The 19,054-nt window shown below is 57.7% G+C and carries 16 protein-coding genes, 1 other RNA gene, 1 pseudogene and 1 other annotated feature; of the genes and pseudogenes, 11 read left to right on the top strand and 7 right to left on the bottom strand.

Annotation, left to right across the window (positions count from 1 at the left end):
- Nucleotides 1-13 precede the first annotated feature (13 nt).
- On the bottom strand, nucleotides 14-790 hold the full coding sequence (locus VF694_RS02550; protein WP_003799110.1) for a DNA alkylation repair protein: 777 nt from the start codon (nucleotides 788-790) through the stop codon (nucleotides 14-16).
- Nucleotides 787-1,275, bottom strand: a complete 489-nt coding sequence (locus VF694_RS02555) for a MarR family winged helix-turn-helix transcriptional regulator (protein ID WP_003799107.1) — start codon at nucleotides 1,273-1,275, stop codon at nucleotides 787-789. The genes VF694_RS02550 and VF694_RS02555 overlap by 4 nt, the downstream gene beginning before the upstream one ends.
- A gap of 417 nt (nucleotides 1,276-1,692) precedes the next feature.
- Between VF694_RS02555 and VF694_RS02560 the strand changes: the two genes are divergently transcribed.
- Complete coding sequence (locus VF694_RS02560; protein WP_003799106.1) at nucleotides 1,693-2,976, top strand: pyridoxal phosphate-dependent aminotransferase; 1,284 nt, start codon at nucleotides 1,693-1,695, stop codon at nucleotides 2,974-2,976.
- Between the two features lie 151 nt (nucleotides 2,977-3,127).
- On the opposite strand, the gene VF694_RS02565 is transcribed toward VF694_RS02560, so the two are convergent.
- Entirely contained in the window at nucleotides 3,128-4,030 is a 903-nt protein-coding gene (locus VF694_RS02565; protein WP_003799103.1) for a LysR family transcriptional regulator, read from the bottom strand.
- A gap of 143 nt (nucleotides 4,031-4,173) precedes the next feature.
- Here VF694_RS02565 and VF694_RS02570 point away from each other — a divergent pair, with 143 nt between their 5' ends.
- Nucleotides 4,174-4,575 (top strand): RidA family protein, encoded by a 402-nt coding sequence (locus VF694_RS02570; protein WP_003799101.1) that lies wholly within the window; start codon nucleotides 4,174-4,176, stop codon nucleotides 4,573-4,575.
- Nucleotides 4,576-4,827: 252 nt separating this feature from the next.
- Here VF694_RS02570 and VF694_RS02575 read toward each other — a convergent pair whose 3' ends face one another.
- A complete protein-coding gene (locus tag VF694_RS02575) occupies nucleotides 4,828-5,442 on the bottom strand; it encodes a LysE/ArgO family amino acid transporter (protein ID WP_003799097.1) in 615 nt (204 codons plus the stop codon).
- A gap of 112 nt (nucleotides 5,443-5,554) precedes the next feature.
- Between VF694_RS02575 and VF694_RS02580 the strand changes: the two genes are divergently transcribed.
- Nucleotides 5,555-6,454, top strand: coding sequence for a LysR family transcriptional regulator ArgP (locus VF694_RS02580; RefSeq protein ID WP_003799096.1), 900 nt, complete (start codon nucleotides 5,555-5,557; stop codon nucleotides 6,452-6,454).
- An 85-nt stretch (nucleotides 6,455-6,539) separates the two neighbouring features.
- Here the strand turns inward: VF694_RS02580 and VF694_RS02585 are convergent, their stop codons facing one another.
- Nucleotides 6,540-7,163, bottom strand: coding sequence for a glutathione S-transferase family protein (locus tag VF694_RS02585; protein WP_003799093.1), 624 nt, complete (start codon nucleotides 7,161-7,163; stop codon nucleotides 6,540-6,542).
- 163 nt (nucleotides 7,164-7,326) lie between these two features.
- Here VF694_RS02585 and VF694_RS02590 point away from each other — a divergent pair.
- A pseudogene (locus VF694_RS02590) lies at nucleotides 7,327-7,689 on the top strand (IS3 family transposase); the annotation flags it as partial.
- Nucleotides 7,603-7,713 (top strand) — a sequence feature (AL1L pseudoknot). Its footprint overlaps the pseudogene before it by 87 nt.
- Nucleotides 7,714-8,094: 381 nt before the next feature.
- On the opposite strand, the gene ssrA reads toward VF694_RS02590, so the two are convergent.
- Nucleotides 8,095-8,456, bottom strand: a transfer-messenger RNA (tmRNA) gene (ssrA, locus tag VF694_RS02595).
- A 144-nt stretch (nucleotides 8,457-8,600) separates the two neighbouring features.
- Between ssrA and sstT the strand changes: the two genes are divergently transcribed.
- From sstT to VF694_RS02630, 7 genes are all read left to right on the top strand, one after another.
- The gene (sstT, locus tag VF694_RS02600) at nucleotides 8,601-9,827 is read left to right on the top strand and encodes a serine/threonine transporter SstT (RefSeq protein ID WP_240208549.1); all 1,227 of its coding nucleotides are present in this window, start codon (nucleotides 8,601-8,603) and stop codon (nucleotides 9,825-9,827) included.
- A gap of 160 nt (nucleotides 9,828-9,987) precedes the next feature.
- Nucleotides 9,988-10,620, top strand: a complete 633-nt coding sequence (locus VF694_RS02605) for a LysE family translocator (protein ID WP_440163653.1) — start codon at nucleotides 9,988-9,990, stop codon at nucleotides 10,618-10,620.
- Nucleotides 10,621-10,796: 176 nt separating this feature from the next.
- Nucleotides 10,797-11,300, top strand: coding sequence for a nucleoside 2-deoxyribosyltransferase (locus VF694_RS02610; protein ID WP_003802946.1), 504 nt, complete (start codon nucleotides 10,797-10,799; stop codon nucleotides 11,298-11,300).
- A gap of 128 nt (nucleotides 11,301-11,428) precedes the next feature.
- Nucleotides 11,429-12,268: a MurR/RpiR family transcriptional regulator gene (locus VF694_RS02615; protein ID WP_440163654.1), complete on the top strand. Its 840-nt coding sequence runs from the start codon at nucleotides 11,429-11,431 to the stop codon at nucleotides 12,266-12,268.
- 200 nt (nucleotides 12,269-12,468) lie between these two features.
- Nucleotides 12,469-12,780, top strand: coding sequence for a DUF485 domain-containing protein (locus VF694_RS02620; protein WP_240208545.1), 312 nt, complete (start codon nucleotides 12,469-12,471; stop codon nucleotides 12,778-12,780).
- On the top strand, nucleotides 12,777-14,441 hold the full coding sequence (locus tag VF694_RS02625) for a cation acetate symporter (protein ID WP_003802942.1): 1,665 nt from the start codon (nucleotides 12,777-12,779) through the stop codon (nucleotides 14,439-14,441). The genes VF694_RS02620 and VF694_RS02625 overlap by 4 nt, the downstream gene beginning before the upstream one ends.
- Nucleotides 14,442-14,566: 125 nt before the next feature.
- Nucleotides 14,567-15,229, top strand: a complete 663-nt coding sequence (locus VF694_RS02630; protein ID WP_003802940.1) for a response regulator transcription factor — start codon at nucleotides 14,567-14,569, stop codon at nucleotides 15,227-15,229.
- On the opposite strand, the gene VF694_RS02635 is transcribed toward VF694_RS02630, so the two are convergent.
- The gene (locus tag VF694_RS02635) at nucleotides 15,216-18,659 is read right to left on the bottom strand and encodes a hybrid sensor histidine kinase/response regulator (RefSeq protein WP_003802938.1); all 3,444 of its coding nucleotides are present in this window, start codon (nucleotides 18,657-18,659) and stop codon (nucleotides 15,216-15,218) included. The genes VF694_RS02630 and VF694_RS02635 overlap by 14 nt on opposite strands.
- Nucleotides 18,660-19,054: the final 395 nt, after the last annotated feature.

Genomic DNA, 19,054 nt, shown 5'->3' on the forward strand with positions numbered 1-19,054 from the left:
ACCCTTTCCCTTTTCAGGACACGCTGCGCAGCGCCCGTTTGCACACGCGCTGCACAGCCTTATCCTGCGGCGACTGCGTCTGCCATTGAGCGCATAACGACCTTACCCACTGCGGCTGGTCCTTGGCCGCATCGTTCAGGTAGTTGGCGACCGAGTCTTGCACATAGACGCTATCATCCCGGTGCAACACCTGCAGGATGGGCAACATACGCTCTGGCTCCTTTTTCAGAACGGCGATATGTGCGCACCACACCCCTCGGGGGCGCAGGGCTTCACAGGCAAAACGGCGTAAATACGCTGAGTCCTCGTGCGCCCACCGTTGCAAGGTTTGGATCGATAGGTCCAGCTCGGCTACCAAGTGGGGACGCACCGCCATCCAGGCCCATTCGCGTACTCCAAAGTGTGGATCGTCCGCCAAGGGACGCAACGCCTCCAGACGTTCCGGCACGCTTAGCGATTCACGCGCGCCCACCATAAAACAGGCCCAACCTCGCACCACATCGGCGCGATGACCCAGGCAGCGCTTCCAGGCCCATTCGCCGTAGCGTTGCCACAGATACTCGCCCAGGCCTTTCATGCGTTTGAGTATGCCCAGCTGGGCCAGCGACTGAATATGCCGGACCGCGTGCTCATCGAGTTCAGGAAATACCACGGCCGCCAACACCCGCTGATCAATAGCCAAGGACTCGGTGAGGGTAGCGGCCGACATTTCTCCTGTTGATAAAGCCTGGAGAACCTCAGCCGGTATATCCGCCACTTTGGCATAGCCAATGCGATTTTCTGTGTTCATGATGCCTGCTCTCCACCCGCTGCCTTGCTCAACAGGGCCCCAAGCTGGACGCACTCCGCCGCCGACAAATGGCTGAACAACTGACCAATCCAGCGGGCGTGGGTTGCCACCAGCTGTTTCGCCAGCTCAGCACCTTGGGGACTGAGTTTCACCATGACAGAACGTCGATCCGCTTGGGCTGCAAAACGCTGCACCAAACCCGCTTTCAGCAAGCCATCCACCAGGGTTGTCACCGTTGCCCGCGTAATTCCGGCCCGCTCGGCCAATCGGTGGGAGGCCATGCCCTCGGGGGCGTTTTCCAATAAAAACAGCAGCACGAAACGCGCTTCGCTCAAACCGTGAGGGGCCAGCAAGGCCGCACAATCCCGATCAATCCGGGCCGATAAAGACAAGAGCTGAAAACAGAGCTCCATACCCTGAATGTTGATGCCCTTTTGCTGCCGGGCATGAGAGAGCAGAGCTTGGTATTTGGCGTCCAGTTTCATAATTCGATATCAAATAGTTTGATATCGAATCTTAATGTTTGACTCCATCAAAAACAAGCCCAATAACAAAGACGATTCCACGGTGCCAGCGTCAGGCTCCCTCTTTTTCCTTGGCACGGCCGCCCCGGCTCGCCAAGCTCGGCATTGCCCCCCCCAACAGGAAACTTTTTGCCTCCAGAGTGTCGCCAAAACTCGACAATGCCAAATTTTAAGGATGATGCGCACAAGACAGGCCCACGCATGCGGTAAGGTATAAGGCTGGCCGGACTATGACACGCCATCTTGCAGACATAGCCCCGCACCCGCCCCACCGCCCCCGGCGGAACAGGCAAGGCATTGAACCGGCATCGGGATAAGGATCTGCTCCGGGCAGCCACCGATCATCAGCAGCACACATGGAATCCGTTTACTAGCATCATGAACAGCATCAAGAAATCGAGCAAATTGGCGAATGTTTTGTACGATATTCGCGGCCCCATCATGGACCGGGCCAAGCAAATGGAAGACGAGGGCCAGCAACTGATCAAACTGAATATCGGCAATCTGGCGGTGTTCGGTTTTGATGCCCCGGAAGAGATCCAGCTCGATATGATTCGTAACCTGCCCAACTCGGCGGGTTACTCGGACAGCAAAGGTATTTTTGCCGCGCGCAAAGCCGTCATGCACTACACCCAGCAACAGGGCATCAAGGGCGTGACGCTGGAAGATATTTACCTGGGCAATGGCGCTTCGGAGTTGATCGCCATGGCGACCAACGCGCTGCTGGACGATGGGGACGAGCTGCTTCTGCCCATGCCCGACTATCCCTTATGGACGGCTGTCACCAGCCTGTCAGGCGGCACACCCGTTCATTATCTGTGCGACGAATCCAATGGCTGGATTCCGGACCTGAACGACATCCGCGCCAAAATCACGCCGCGGACCAAAGGCCTGGTGGTCATCAACCCCAACAACCCCACTGGCGTGCTCTACCCTGATTCGGTCTTGCAAGCCCTGGTGGACATTGCACGCGAGTTCAATCTGGTGCTGCTGGCGGACGAAGTCTACGACAAGGTCCTGTTCGACGACATGAAGCACACCGCCATGGCCAGCCTGTCCTCCGACGTACTGACACTGACCTTCAACTCCCTGTCCAAAAGTTACCGCGCCTGTGGTTACCGCGCCGGCTGGCTGGTGATCTCCGGGGACAAGAAAGCCGGTGCCGACTACATCGAAGGCCTGAGCATGCTGGCCAATATGAAGCTGTGTGCCAACGTTCCCGGCCAATGGGCTATCCAGACTGCGCTGGGCGGCTACCAGAGCATTAATGACCTGGTTTGCGAAGGCGGCCGTCTGCGTCGTCAGCGCGATCTGGCCTATGAGCTGATTACGGCCATTCCGGGAGTCAGCTGCGTCATGCCTCACGCTGCCTTGTATATGTTCCCCCGTCTGGACCCCGAAATTTATCCCATCAAGGATGATCGTCAATTTTTCCTGCAACTGCTCGAAGCCACTCGCGTCATGCTGGTTCAGGGTACCGGCTTTAACTGGCCCCACCCCGACCACTTTCGCATGGTCTTTTTGCCGCACGAGCCCGACTTGCGCGAGGCAATCAACCGCATCGCCAAGTTCCTGAAAGAGTATCGGATCAAGCACGGCACGGAACGCCCCGAGTTTTCTCAAACCCCGCTGGCCGCTGTAGACAGTACCGACGCCTCCTAAGCGAGAACTCGCCCAAAAACCAAGGATGACCCATCCTTGGTTTTTTTATAAGCCACTTCAATTCAGGAAAAACGCATCAGCAACCGCACTCGATTCGGGCGCAACCCCAGGAGCGACAGCGCCCCTGCCTGGATATGCGCCGCTGCGGCTTTCAAGAGAGCGGCGCGAGCAGTTCCCCAACCCACTCAATAAACGCCCGCAAGCGCACATTCGTATGCTTGTTACGGTGAAACGCCACATGCAAAGGCATGGGGTCCATGCTCCAGTCAGCAAACAAGGCTACCAAGCGGTTTTCCTGCACAGCTGCATTAGCCAGATAGTCGGGCAGACAAACCAGTCCCAGACCAGCCTCACCCGCTGCCAGATAGGCATTGCCATCGTTGACAGCCAACCCGCTACATCCCCGCACAACTACGCTTTCCTTGTGACGACGCAAGGCATACGGAAACGGTTTGTTCTGATGCTCCCAAAGATAGCCCACCACCGAATGCTGCGAACTATCCAGTTCGGTAGGATGGACTGGCGTCCCACACCGCTTCAGGTACGCCGGGGCGGCATATATCGCCAGACGCAAGCTCCCCACTCGCCTGGCTACTAAAGCCTGATCCTGAATCGGGCCACCTCGAACCACGCAATCCACACTCTCATCGAGTAGATCCACAGCTTTATCACCCACCCCCATATCCAGTTGAATATCAGGGTAACGCTGATAAAAAGACGGTAAGGCAGGCACCAGCACGCGACTGGCCAACGGGCTGGGCACATCGACTCGCAAACGCCCGGCAGGCAAGGCCAAGACGTGCGCCAGATCCCGTTCTGTATTGTCCAGGTCAGTCAGCAGTTGCTGCACGCGCTCCACGTACAAGGCGCCTGCGCTGGTCAGACTGACCTTGCGCGTCGTGCGATTGAGCAGACTCACCCGCAAGTGGGCCTCCAGTTGCTGCACCAGATGCGTGGCCCGTGTCCGGCTGATATGCAAGGCCTGAGCCGCTTTGGTAAAGCTGCCGGTTTCCACCACCTTGGCGAAGGTGCGCATCGCTTCAAAACGGTCCACGCATTATCTCCAAAGCGTAGTGGTCATTGTTTTGATTATAGAAACAGTGTGGTTCGTCATCCAGGGTTTATCCGCCCACGCCCAACGCCTACAGTAAATGACTTGATCAACTTCACCCACTCAAGCCGGTAGAGGAACCCCGAATGACTCCCTTACGCCAAGCCGTATTTCCTTCTGAGCGCCACGCCTTGTATGAACGTGCTCATTATTCGCCTGCGGTGCGCTGCAATGGCTTTTTGTTTGTATCAGGGCAGGTGGGCAGCCATCCAGATGGCACGCCCGAACCCGATCTGGAACAACAGATGCGTCTGGCCTTCGAGAACCTGCGTGCCGTATTGGCGGCCGCTGGCTGCACCTTCGCGCATGTGCTGGACGTGACCCTCTTTCTGGTCGACCCCGAGAAGAATCTGGACACCTTGTGGAAAGTCTTGCCAGATTACTGGGGTGATGCGCCCTACCCGGCCCTGACCGGCCTCGGCGTGCCCTGGCTATCGGGTTTTCAGTTCGAGATCAAGGTGGTAGCCCAGCTTCCCCAGGGTGAATAGAGGCCGGGCAATGCAGGGCAGCAAACCCCATCCCGACCTCTCGGCGCGAACGGTAGACACCTCGGCCATCTCCCCCCTCTCGACCATCTCAGGGTGGGAGGCAAGGTGTCTGCATCAGGACTCGTCCGCACGTCTGTTTGACGGGGGACACCATTTGCCAGGGCCGATCGAATCTCAGAAAGCTGTCCCACGATGCAGCCCCACTCTTGGATTCCACAAAAAGATCGGGCCTGGGCAGAACCTGGCTCACTCTCACAACGGCCGCAACAGCAATAAAGCGCACAAGGCCCACATAAAAAACGCAATACAGGCGTCCAGTACTCGCCAAGCAAAGGACTGACGAAAAACCGGCTGCAGCAAACGTGCCCCATAGCCCAGGGCCAGGAACCAGCACAGGCTGGCGGCACAGGCGCCCAAGGCAAACGCCCATTGCAAATGACCCGGATAGGGCATGGACAAGCTACCCAACAGCACCATCGTATCCAGATAAACGTGGGGATTCAAAAAAGTAAACGCCAGACACATTAGCACTATACGGCGGCGATTGCGCTCGCTTCCCTGACCGGCTAGCAAACTGCCCGTGCCCGCCCAGGCCCGCTGGGCGGCCCTCCATCCATACCAGGCCAGAAAGACTGCGGCCCCCCAACGCAGAACTTGCAACAGACCTGGCCACTCATGCACCAAGGTACCAATACCAGCAACGCCTCCCAGAATCAGGACAATATCAGCCAGCGCACAAATACCGACCACCAGCCCCACATGGCGACGCTCCAGACCTTGCCGCAACACGAAGGCATTTTGAGAGCCAATAGCGATAATCAGGCCAGCTCCGCTCAAAAAACCCGTCGCTGCAACAGAGAAAAACATACCGCTCCCCTCTCGGAACTTGAAAACCGCCTTATAGTGCTATCCTTTAGCTATTAAGAAAAGCTAATTACTCTTTACATAGTTAAGCAAAACTAATCACTCCGGACTTGTCATGGATTTACTGCACCCACAGCTAAGAGCCTTTACAGCAGTCCTGGAGGAAGGCAGTTTCGAGGCAGCTGGACGTAGGCTGCACATCACGAGCTCTGCCGTCTCACAACGGATCAAGGCACTGGAAGACAGGCTGGGGCAGGTTCTGGTCCTGCGCCAACCGCCTTGTCGCCCCACACCGGCAGGCGAACTGCTGCTGCGTCGTGTCCGTCCCATGCAGGCTCTGGAAGCAGAGGCCCTCGCCGATTTCCTGCCCGAGAAAAATGGAACGAACCGCCCCATCGCTATTGCGGTCAACAGCGATTCACTGGACACCTGGTTCCTTCAAGCTCTGGCCCAGCTCAGTCAGGCACACGGCTACTTGTTTGATGTACGGGTTGATGACCAGGACCATACGCTGGAGCTGATACGAAATGGCTCTGTGCTGGCCGCGGTCACTGCCGAGCCCACACCCTTGCAAGGCTGTGAGGTTCAGGCTTTGGGCATCATGCGTTATCAGGCCATTGCCTCGACGGCCTTTGTCAGCCGACACTTTAGTCAAGGGGCACAGGCAGACTCACTGGCTCAAGCCCCCATGATTGTCTTTAATCGCAAAGACGAGTTGCAATGGCGTTTTATACGTCAGATCACCGATGTGACGCTTGCCCCCCCCATCCACTATCTGCCCACCTCGACCGGCTTTGTGAAGGCAGCAGCCTTGGGGCTGGGCTGGTGCCTGGCCCCGGACTCCATGGTTTGCGACGCTCTGGCAGCCCGGGAACTGGCCTTGGTCGCCCCGGGCCTTTGGCTGGATGTCCCCCTGTACTGGCAGCATGCCGCGATCCGGTCTGACACCTTGCGTAATATAGGTGCCGCGCTGCAAAACGCCGCCAGCAGCTCTTTAGGCCCTGTACAGGACTGATCAAGGACGGATCGGATCCATCCCGATCTGATCTGATCGGCCCCAGTCTGGTCGTGCGCGGTACGCTCGATCCAGCACGACGCCTTCAGGCCGCCGCCTCGGCCACGGCTCTGCGCACCGCCTCACGCTCGCCAACCCGCTGAAGATAGGCTACCAGCCTGGGGAATCTGCTCATCTCCACCTCATCGCCTTCAAGCCAGCTCCCCACGGTGTAAAGATAGCCATCGGAAACGGTAAATTGCTCGCCCATCACCCAAGGTCCAACAATAAGGGACTCCAGAAAGGCAGCACACGCCGTCATATTTTGTGGAACCTTAAGGCGCATGGCCTCGTGGGCCGCGGGATCATCGGCCCAGCGGGCACCCCGGCGCTTGTGTGCATGGGCGACATGCACCGTCGATGCCAGATAACTGTTGAGCTCCTGCAAACGAGCAAAAGCAAAAGGGTCGTCCAGAGGCGCCAACTGTGCCTGCGGAAAGCGTTGTGCCACAAAGGCCAGCAAAGCCGGAGTTTCAGTCAATGTCCCCTGTTCAGTCACCAGCGCCGGGACACGCCCCTTGGGGTTGATACGCAAAAACTCCGGGCTTTGCTGCTGATTAGCCGCGAAATCCAGCTTGACCACCTCGACATCCGCACCTGCCTCATACAAGGCAATGTGTGTTGCCAGCGCACAGGTACCTGCTGCGGAATAAAACACCCAACGTGCCATCTTGTGCTCCTCTTTTATTGTCGTTAAAGAGGCCATTATGACGCTGTAAATCCCGGGTTCGGGAAAAATGATGCGAGGCTTGGACCACGGAGCATCACAAACGGGCTCTCATTCGCCCTGTTGAATCGCCCCAGGTTTTGAGGAGGCTCCAAGCGTCGAGGGAATGGGGCACGAACAAGCTCCCCCTGAAGTCCGTGAGCGTGTCGTGCGCTTGGTACAGGAGCACACCGTGGTGAGTACCCGTCGCTGTGGGCGGGTGTTGAGTCTATTGCGCCGAAAATCGGTTGCGTACCGGCCGCTTTGCTCGATTAGGTCAAGCGCAGCGAGATCGACAGCGGCAGGCGTGATGGCATGACCAGCAGCGAACGCGAACGCAGGAAGGCATAGAGCGCGAAAACAGGGCGCTACGCCGGACCAACAAGTTATTGGAGTCGGCCAGCGCTTTTATTGACCAGGCGGCACTCGACCGCGAGCTCAAGAAGTAAATGCCTATATAGACCGACACCGGGGCGTCTACGGGGTCGAGCGCACTGAAAAACCAGGGCTGCCGTAGAATTGGCCACGCTGGACTGGCGACCAGCAGTTTCGGAAAGTGTGGGTATCAATTCTGAAAAAAGCAGATGGGCGTTACAGGCGCCCTTACCAAACCCGCCACACCTATGCTTCCATGATGCTGTCGGCGGGTGAGCACCCGTTGTGGGTGCCCAGGCAGATGGGCAGCAGTGACTGAACAATGATCGCCAGAATTTATGGAAGATGGATGCCGGACGCGGACATTGGGACAGAGTCCAGGGCCGAACAAGCATTCAGTCCCGCCATTGCTGGATCTGCTATTAAAAAGGTCATCTGATGATCGTGCCCAGCCCATGCTAAAACAGCCCCAAAAAGAAAAAACCAATGACCGCTAAGTCATTGGTTTTTCAGGATTTCTTGGTGGAGTCGGGGGGAATTGAACCCCCGTCCGCAAGCCGTCCACAGACAGTTCTACATGTGTAGTCAATTAACTTTAAGTTTTAACCTTGGATTATGCCAATTGACAGGCCTTTCCTTGGCGATCCACTAAGTTTTAGAACCGGACTTCGTGGCGCAGCCCGATTCGATTCTTTGTAAATAACACTGCTGTAGGTTGCCCTACCTAACCCAAAGACAAATTAGTGCAGTGGCCCAGCCTTAAGCGGCTAGAGCGAAACGCTCGTCGTTGGCGTTTGTAGTTTTCCAGTGGATTTACGAGCGTACTGGTGCTCGACACGCCCTGATCTGCTTCTTGACCCACGTCGAAGCCATGTCGACCCCATGTGGATTAGTAACCATACCACATTGGCTACAAATTGCATAGCCCAAAGTGCTAGAATAAACCTCTTTCGCGCTCTGGCTGAGTCCTCGCCAGGGCGTTTTTCACGTACCTCATCCCTCCCCTTTTGTCTGGAGTCGCTTTTCATGGCCCACCCCGCCCATCAAGCCAGAGGCCTACTAGGCTTTATCCTGCATGGCAGCCTTGTAACGCAAATTGTGATCGGTTTGATCGCCGGTATTTTGCTGGGGCGCTTTGCGCCGGACGCCGCACACTCCATCGCCCTGCTCGGTCAGTTGTTTGTCTCTGCCTTGAAGTCGGTCGCGCCCATTTTGGTGTTCGTGCTGGTGATGTCCTCCATCGCCAATCAAAAGGTCCAGTCCTCTACCCGCATGGGTCCTATCCTGGTGCTGTATGTGTTGGGAACTTTTCTGGCCGCTCTGGTGGCCGTCATCGCCAGCTTCGCGTTTCCCGTCACGCTGAAACTGGATCTGGCCAACTCTACCTTGAACCCGCCCGGCAATATTATTGAAGTCTTGCTCGACCTGCTGACCAGCATTGTCGTGAACCCGGTCGATGCCCTGCTCAACGCCAACTACATGGGTATCCTGGCCTGGGCCATTGCGCTGGGCCTGGCCTTGAAGCACGGCTCCCAAGGCTCACGTGATTTGCTCACTGATATGGCCAATGCCGTCTCCTCCTTGGTGCGTCTGGTCATCCGCTTTGCGCCTTTGGGGATTTTTGGGCTGGTGGCGGTCACCATTGCAGAGTCCGGTTTTGAGGCGCTGCGCCAGTACGGCCTGCTGCTGATCGTGCTGGTGGGTTGCATGCTGGTTGTTGCCCTTATTATCAATCCCATCATCGTGTTTGCCAAACTGCGTCGCAACCCCTATCCACTGGTCTTTACCTGCCTGCGTGAAAGCGGGATCACCGCTTTTTTCACCCGCAGCTCCGCCGCCAATATTCCGGTGAACATGGCATTGTGCGAGCGCTTGGGCTTGCACAAGGACACGTACTCGGTCTCTATTCCGCTTGGTGCCACCATCAATATGGCCGGCGCAGCCGTCACCATTACCGTTCTGACCCTGGCTGCGGTACATACGCTGGAAATCCCCGCCGACCTGCCTACCGCGCTGTTGTTGAGCCTGGTGGCCACCATTGCCGCTTGCGGCGCCTCCGGTGTGGCTGGTGGCTCTTTGCTGCTGATTCCTCTGGCATGTAATATGTTCGGAATTTCCAATGATGTCGCCATGCAAGTGGTCGGAGTCGGGTTTGTGATTGGGGTGGTGCAGGACTCCGTAGAGACTGCCTTGAACTCATCTACCGACGTGCTGTTCACGGCTGCGGCAACGCTCGAACCAGGCCAGGCCTGATTGAATGAGGGCCTAATGCAACGGGGGCCAGCCATTCAGGCTGGCCTTTTTTATGCTTAACTCCTGCTGAACGACTGCATCCATTCAAAACCCGGCCCTGCTCCCGCGTGGCCCCTCTTACCGCCCACTTTTGTCGCCCGGTTCTTTTCAAGGAGTCTTTGTGGATTTAACCAGTCTGTCTCTGTATGTCGTTGCCGTGGCCGCTGTCACCGTCATGCCTGGGCCCACCATGCTGCTCGCCCTGAACAATGGCGCCCACGGCGGCAAACGCATTGCCGCCTGCGGAATTGCGGGTGCCGCGCTCTCGGATCTGATTCTGATCGCCGCGGTAGGCGGGGGGCTGGGCGCCCTGCTGCTGGCTTCCGAGCAGCTTTTCACGCTGGTGAAATGGATTGGCGCCGGCTATCTGCTTTATCTGGCCTATGGTCTTTGGCATGCCCCTGTGAGCGCCGTCCCGTCGCAACCCTCCACAGAGAAAGTCCGTACGGGTCGAGCCGCCTTCCTGCGTTCTTTACTGGTGGCTCTGTCCAACCCCAAAGCCTTGCTGTTTTTTTCGGCCTTTTTACCCCAGTTCATCCGGCCTGAAAGCCCGATCGCCATTCAATACATTACGCTGGCATTGGTCACCGCCCTGATTGATATTGCCTTAATGAGTATCTACGCCCTGGGAGGACATCACGCCATGCGCCTGCTCTCGGGCCAGGCCATGCGCTGGCTGAACCGAGGCTGTGCAGGCATGCTGGCCGGGCTGGGGCTTGCCCTTAGCGTGTACCGCCGCAGCGAATCCGATTGAGTCCTGGTGGCCGGAAAAACCTCTCGCCGATGTTCTGCTCCCACGGTTTGAATCGTATATCATCACGTAGATCATGACCGACACCACAGGGCCTCGTTGTGCCTCCGCTGCAGATCAGCGTCCGGGCCCACGCGGCCCCTGGTTGCCTGCCTTCCCAAAACCAACAAGGAGCCACGATGAAGCGTATCTATTTAGCGGGTCCTGATGTGTTTTTCAGCGACGCTGTCGAGCGTGCCAAACTGCACAAGCAACTGGTGCGAGACTTTGGTTTTCAGCCTCTGCACCCCGTTGATCAGGAAGAGATTGAGGCCTCTGCCATCTATCACCACAATATCCGCCTACTGGATCAGGCCGATGCAGTCGTGGCCAATATCACGGCGTTCAGGGGCGCGGAGATCGACACGGGCACGGCTTTTGAAATCGGCTACGCGGTAGCTCAGGGCCTGCCGGTATTCACATACCGCTCCACAGCCGATACGGTACTGGATCTGGTGCGCGAGCACTACAGCCCAGTCGTTCTGGACCCTGCCAGCCAGACCTGGCGCGACCGCAACGGCGCCCTGATCGAGGACTTCGGTCTGCCTGCGAACCTGATGGTCGCGATCAGCACGGAATTTGTGCATGGCTCCTTGAGCGATGCCTTGCTTGCCGCACAGGATTACTTCAAAGCCATCAGCTGACTTTCTATAGAACAAACTACCGGCTTACCTTGTGAATCAATGACACGCCGTCAAACAAGACGAACCCAACCCGCGGTTCCCTGCAGGCTCGTTTTTCGCAACTCCAAAACAGGGCCTCGCCCCACACCATGCCCGACAAGCGCCCACTCTCTTTTCTTGACCGCGTCCGCGCCATCCTTACTGATCTACCCGCCTCCGAGCGCCGTCTGGCCCAGTTCGCGCTGGATTTCCCCGGTGATCTGTCCAGTTATAACGCCTCGGAACTGGCCAGCCTGGCGCAAGTCTCCAACGCAACCGTCACGCGCCTCATTCGTCGCCTGGACTACGCCAACTACGAGGCGGCACGCAGGCAGATTCGCACGGAAAAAACCGATGACACTCTTCTCTCGCCGAGCCCCCAACTGTCTGTGGGTGAGGCAAGCCTGCAATCCCATTTGCAAGATGGCTACAACAAGCTGAGCAACACGTATCGTCATCTGTCCCATTCCGTCCTGCAAGAGGCCAGCCAGGCCATCCGTGGCGCACGACAAATCTGGGTACTGGGCTTGCAGGCAAACTACTTTCTGGCAGGGCATTTCTACTGGCATCTGTCCAGGCTCATGCCCGGGGTGCGGCTGATCCCGGGCGCCGGTCAGACGGTCTGCGAATACCTGGCGGACATTCAGCACCAGGATGTCGTGATAATTTTCAACCTGCATCCCCGAGCTGAGGGCATGCCAGCGCTCATGCTTCGCCTGGAAACACGCTGCGCAAACATCGTGCTGATCACCGACCAGGACTACAAGGAACGCCCCAAAAGCCGCTGGCCCCTGCCCTGTCAGCCCGGTTCTGAACAGACGCCTGACAATGCGCTGGCGGCGGCAAGCCTATCTCATCTGCTGTTGTCCGAGATCGCGAACGTATGCAACGCCCTTGATCGGGATGAGTCGAAACAAGCACCATCACCGGCCGAGACAGTATTTGAATGACACGGGCAGGGGCACCCAAGAAGTCGCCCAACGCGCCGCCCTGCCCCCCTCCTCTACGACCAAAGTCGCCTGTCGGGAAAAGCTGATTCGTTTTATACATGCTGTACACAGAGCGCCCTCAAGCGCCCACTCTCTGTACGTCCTGTAGGTAGAGAGCCTCGATGCCAAGAATCATCAAACCCCATAAGGAGACACCAACCATGAATTCAGCCCATCCTGCCGTCACGGCAGTGACCCAACACCCGGCCTATCAAGAGCTGCTTCGAAAACGCAACCGCATGAGCCTGATCTTCTTTGGTCTGACCGTGATTGTGTACGCCGGCTTTATTCTGACACTGGCTTTTGACCCCGAGCTTTTCAGCCGTCCCGTCGGCTCCATGACAATGACGATTGGCGTGCTGAGCGCCGCCATTGTGCTGCTCAGCGCGGTTGTTCTGGTGTCCCTGTTCGTCTACATCTCCAACAAGGTCTATGACCCCTTGCTGGCGCAAATCATGAGGGACGTGACATGAAAACCTTACTCATGAGCTTGGGCCTGTTCAGCTTGGCCAGCAGCCATGCAATGGCCGCCTCGCCCGGTCAGGCCAATACCTCTGCCATTGTCATGTTCCTGATCTTCATTGCCGGGACCATGGCCATTACCTGGTGGGCCGCACGACGCACCCGCACCACATCAGACTTTTATACCGCGGGCGGTGGCCTGACCGGCTTTCAGAACGGACTGGCGATTGCCGGGGATTATCTGTCCGCCGCCTCTTTTCTGGGGATTGCGGGCATGGTGTACGTCAGCGGCTTTGACGGCATGATCTATGCCATCGGCTTTATGTTTGGCTGGCCGGTCGTCATGTTTCTGATTGCCGAGCGACTGCGCAATCTGGGCCGCTACAACTTTGCCGACGTGACCTCGTTTCGTCTGTCCCAAAATCCCATGCGCATTCTGGCGGCCAGCGCATCCTTGCTGATTATTGCCCTGTACCTGATCGCACAAATGGTGGGGGCTGGCAAACTGATCGTGCTGCTGTTCGGGCTGGACTACAACGTGGCGGTGGTCATTGTCGGTTCGCTGATGATGATTTACGTGACCTTTGGCGGCATGACCGCCACGACCTGGGTACAGATCATCAAGGCCGTACTGATGCTGGTTGGCGCCACTTTGATGACGGTTCTGGTGCTGGCTGCTTTCCATTGGGACGTGGATACCATGCTGGCGAAGGCCGTTGCCACTCACCCGACCGGCCATGCCATTCTGGAGCCGGGCGCGGCGGTCAGTCGCAACCCACTTAACGTGCTGTCCCTGGGCATTGCCTTGGCCTTTGGTACAGCCGGCCTGCCGCATATCCTGATGCGCTTTTTCACCGTGGCCGACGCCAAGGAAGCCCGTAAATCGGTGATTTATGCCAGCAGCTTCATTGGCTACTTCTACCTGCTGACCTTCATCATCGGCTTTGGCGCCATTGCCTTGCTGGTCAGACACCCCGAGTACTTCCATACCGGCCCTGACGGTTCCTTCAATATGTTGACCGACCTGATTGGCGGCACCAATATGGTCGCGGTCCACCTGGCCAATGCTGTCGGTGGCAACCTGCTGCTGGGCTTTCTGGCCGCCGTCACTTTCGCCACCATTGTCGCCGTGGTGGCCGGCCTGGCGCTGGCGGGCGCTGCCGCGATTTCGCATGACTTGTACGCCAACGTCATTGCCAAGGGACGAGCCACCGAGAAAGACCAGATGCGCATTTCGCGCATCTCCACCGTGGTCTTGGGCGTACTGGCCATTTTGCTGGGCATCATTTTTGAAAACCAGAACGTGGCCTTTATGGTGGGGTTGGCCTTTGCGATTGCGGCCAGCGCCAACTTCCCGGTTCTGGTGTTGTCGATCGCCTGGCGTGGCTGCACCACCCGTGGCGCCACCATTGGCGGCTTTCTGGGGCTGGTCACCGCCACCGCATGGGTCGTTTTGAGCAGCACCGTCTGGGTAGATGTCTTCGGATTTGCCGAGCCTATCACCCCTTTCCCCAACCCAGGCATTTTGTCCATCCCGCTGGCCTTCTTCTCGATCTGGCTGTTCTCAACACTGGATAACAGCGCACGCGCAGTCAAAGAGCGCGCCGCGTTCGAGGCCCTGACCGTACGCAGTCAAACCGGTATTGGGGCTGCCAGCGCCAGCGCTCACTAAGGCTTTGACGCTGATTCAGTCAGCATGCAAGAAAAAACAGGGCATTTCGGTGCCCTGTTTTTACGGATACACAGCTCATCCGGGCGGGCATCCTTGCAGATACTTGAACATGGCATAATCCCCACATGAATGAACTGCTCATTGCGGACGATCACCCGCTATTTCGGGAAGCGTTACGAGGTGTCGTAGCCAGTCTGTTTCCCGGCACGGCCATCTACGAAGCGGATCGCATCTCTAATCTATATCCGCTGGTCGACGACCATCCTGACGCCGATTTGCTCTTGCTGGACCTGGATATACCTGGGGCAATCGGCTTCAGTGCACTGGTCCATTTGCGTGCGACCTACCCCTGCCTGCCCATCATTCTGGTCACGGCCCATGAAGAGGCCCGCTTCATGCGCCGCGCCATGGATCACGGCGCCATGGGCTTCATTCCCAAATCCATTGATGCGCAAACGCTGGGTATCGCCCTGCAAGTCGTTCTGGATGGCGGCACCTGGCTGCCGGAAATCGGTTCTTCCGCCCCCGGCATCAGCCTGGACGAGCGTGAAGTCGCCGCGAAGTTGCGCGAGCTGACCCCTCAGCAATTTCGCGTACTGCAAATGCTCAGCACCGGGCAACTGAACAAGCAGATTGCCTACGAGCTCAATGTCTCGGAGGCCACCATCAAGGCACACATGACGGCCATTTTGCGCAAGCTGGGTGCTTCCAATCGCACCCAGGCCGTCTTGATGGCCAGCCATCTTGGCCTGAACCAGGACGAATCCCAGGACGCTAATACGTTTTAATTTGCGCGGTCAAAAAAGCTCGCAGCGAAGCGGGCTTTACCGGCTTGGTCAACACCAGATAGCCATATTGTCGAGCTGCTGCTTTCAGCTCATCACTCCCATCCGCCGTCAACAACGCGCCTTGCGCATGAGGCAAATGCAGGCGCAACAATTGCAGTGCCTGCAAACCGTCCAGCCGATCATGCAAGTGATAATCCACCAGCAAGACATCGGGGTTCAAGGAGATGGTCTCCAAAGCACGATCTACCGTATTGGCGGTAATGATTTGCGCTCCCCAGCGGCCCAGCAGCACTTCCATACCCGCGATAATATCCAGATCATTGTCCAGACACAGCACTCGCAAGCCCTTTAACGGCAAGCCATCGGCAGGCTTGCTGGAATCGTTACTTGGGTGACTGCTGGCTTGCGTCGCGTGGCTCAAGGGAACGCGAATGGAGAACATGCTGCCGCGCCCCACCTCGGATCGGACATCCAGCGTGTGCCCCAGCAAGACCGCAATACGCTGGCAAATGGACAGGCCCAATCCCAGGCCCCGGCCATCCCAGTCGAAAGCTTGCTCGTAACGATGGAACTCCGCATAAATCTGCTGAATATGATGCGGCGGAATGCCCTGGCCTGAATCCCAGACCTGGAACTCCAGCTCTTCGCCCCGAACCCGCACGCCAAACACCACCCGGCCTTCCTGTGTGTAGCGCAAGGCATTGGCCAGAAAATTCTGCAGCACCCGCCGCAGCAGGCGATGATCGCTATACACCGACAAAGGACGGGCGTGAATCCGCAATTGAATGCCGCGCCGAGCCGCCATGGGCGCATATTGATCCGCCAGATGCTGCAACAAGTGCTGAACATTGATCACCCCCAGATCGGGCTTCAAGGCTCCGGCATCCAGACGGGAAATATCCAGCAGACCCTCCAGCAATTCCTCCGCGGTACGCAAAGATGTATCGACGCGCTCGGCCAGATTGGGCATTTCGGCAAGATCGTGTGTATCGCGCAAGGCCGAAGCAAACAGACGTGCGGCGTTAATCGGTTGCAGGACATCGTGGCTGACAGCCGTCAAGAAACGGGTTCGGGACTCCTGAGCTTTTTCCGCCTCTTGCGTACGCACGGCGACGCGCTGCTCCAGACTGTCATTCATCTCCCGCAACTCACGCTCGACCCGCTTGTAATGGGTGATGTCGCTATAGCTGGTGACATAGCCGCCGCCGGGCAGGGGCCGGCCTCGCAGTTCGATCACTTGCCGGTCATTGAGCATGCGTTGGGTCACATAAGAGGAACCCTCGCGCATAAACTGAATCCGGCGAGCAATGGCCTGTTCCACCCCGATGCTCTCTACGCCATCGACCTTGCCCCGTTCGGCATTAAAGCGAATCAGGTCGGCTACGGACCGTCCCACATACAACATACTGGGCGGGTAATCGAATAACTGCTGGTAGCGCTGGTTCCAGGCGACCAGACGCATATCTGCATCGACCACACTGACGCCCTGATCAATATTTTCCAGCGTCGCCAACAAGATATCCCGATTAAAACGCAACTCCTGACCGGCCTCATCCAGCACGGCCATGATAGCGGCCACCTCCATGCCTGAACCGCGCAAGGCACTGGTCAAAACCAGACGAGCCGAGGCCGCCCCCACCGCTGCCGCCAACAACAGTTCCGTGAAATGCACCCAGGCGCTATCTGCCCGCAGTCCCGGCTCCAGCGGCTGTTTCATTTGCCGTGCCTGGGTCTCAAACGCCCGCCTTGCCATTTTTTTACCAACAATCCGTTCAGCCAACACCTGCAGATCCTGCACCGACAAATCCCCATAAGCATGACGAGCTGCCAGGGTTTGCCGCTCCGCATAGGGATTCAGGAAAGGCTCGGCGCGCAGGCGCTCGCCCAGGCCCGGCCGCCGGCGCCAGGACACCCACAAGAATGCGCTGATATTGCATAGCAGGGACCAGAAAGTGCCGTGGGTTAAGGGGTCCCACCCTTCAACGCCAAACAGATGATAAGGTCGTAGCCAGGCCAATCCCCAGGGCCCTTGGTGCAGCCAGTCAGCCGCCAACCATCCCACCTCGGCCAAGGTAGGCAACAGCAAGGTATAGACCCAGATGGCAAAGCCCAGCAAAAGCCCCGCCTCCACGCCCTGTCGGCTGGCTCCTCGCCAATACAGCCCTCCTATCAGGCCAGGCCCGAACTGGGCGACCGCCACAAACGCCATCAAGCCATAGGCCGCCAAGGTCGTATCGCTGCCGCTAAGCATGTAATAGCCGTAAGCCACGCCGGCCAGCACCATAATGGCGACACGCCGAATCCAAAGAACCGTAGAAGCCACTGTGCTTTGCTGATACTGCGCCCAGCCACGACGCAGCAGCAAGGGCATCACCAGATCATTGCTCACCATGGTCGAGAGCGCCACACTGGTCACGATGACCATGCCTGTCGCCGCCGAGAAACCACCGATATACACCATCAGGGCCAGTCCCACCTGGTTTTGCGACAAGGGCAAGGCGAGCACAAAACTATCCGGCGCCACCCCCTGGGCTCCAGTACCAAACAAGCTGACCCCGGCCGCGGCAATCGGCAAGACCATAAGACTGACCACGATCAGGTAGGCTCCAAACAGCCAGCGTGCGCGCCGTATGTCCACCACGTCTCCACACTCCACAATAGCCACATGGAACTGCCGGGGCAGGCAAATGATCGCCGCAAATGCCAACAGGGTTTGACCGACGAATCCCACCGGTGGACTGTTTTCGAACAAGGTGCTGACCGCCCCCACCATATCGAGCTCCGTGTGGGCAAACCAGCGCACCGCAAACAGGCCTACCGCGAGCAAAGCCACCAGTTTGACCACCGACTCAAACGCCACGGCCAGCATCAGACCCGGTCTGTGCTCGGTGGCATCGACTTGCCGCGTTCCGAACAAAATGGAAAACAGGGCCATCAGGATCGCCACGTACAGGGCCGGGTCGCCCAACAGGCCTGCATGAAACTCGGTCCCGGCCAGCACGCTCAGACTTAGGGCCACCGCCTTGTACTGCAGGGCCAAGTACGGCACGGCCGCCACCACGGCAATACCTGCCACCATCGCCGCCAGACGTTGAGAGCGTCCGTAACGACTGGCCATAAAGTCCGCAATGGACACGGTATTTTGGGATTGGGCGACCAGCGCCAGACGTTCGATGATTCGCCAGCCAAACAGCAGCATCAATATCGGGCCCAGATAAATAGGCAGAAAACCGATGCCGTACCGGACCGCCGACCCTACCGCGCCGTAAAACGTCCACGAGGAACAGTACACCGCCAAAGCCAGGCTATAGACCATGGGCCGCAGCCAGGGGCGCTGGGTATACAAGGGGTTTCTATCCCCGAACCAGGCAATCGCAAACAAAATCGCAGCGTAAATCAAGGAAGCCAACACCACCCAAGCCGGCGTCATCTGCACTGTCTCCTACTTTGGTATAACGCGATGATTTTTCTCGCGATTGTGAGTAATACTAAGGCAGTTCCGGCGGGATCTGCTCATGGAAAGCTAGGGCTTATCACCTATACCCAATTTGATTTTCAAGGCGGTTTTCCTGGGGTAAGCAGCAGCATCATGAGCCATGGGTAACGATCACCCCACCGGCCAAGCAGCCCGGCACGATGCCTGTTTCCTTGTCGTCATGCCGTATCAAACGACCGCAACACAACGATGCGCATACGGCATGCAAACCAGTGCGGCATCACCTGTTCGGACGAGGATTTTTCGTTCGACATCCCAAGAAGAAATAGAGCATTTGCAATCCAGGGGCCTGTCCCGCGGCCTGCAACTCATCTATCACTGGCAAACGA

Origin of the sequence: Alcaligenes sp. Lyrl_28, assembly GCF_051948705.1 — a bacterium.
Classification (GTDB): domain Bacteria; phylum Pseudomonadota; class Gammaproteobacteria; order Burkholderiales; family Burkholderiaceae_B; genus Alcaligenes; species Alcaligenes ammonioxydans.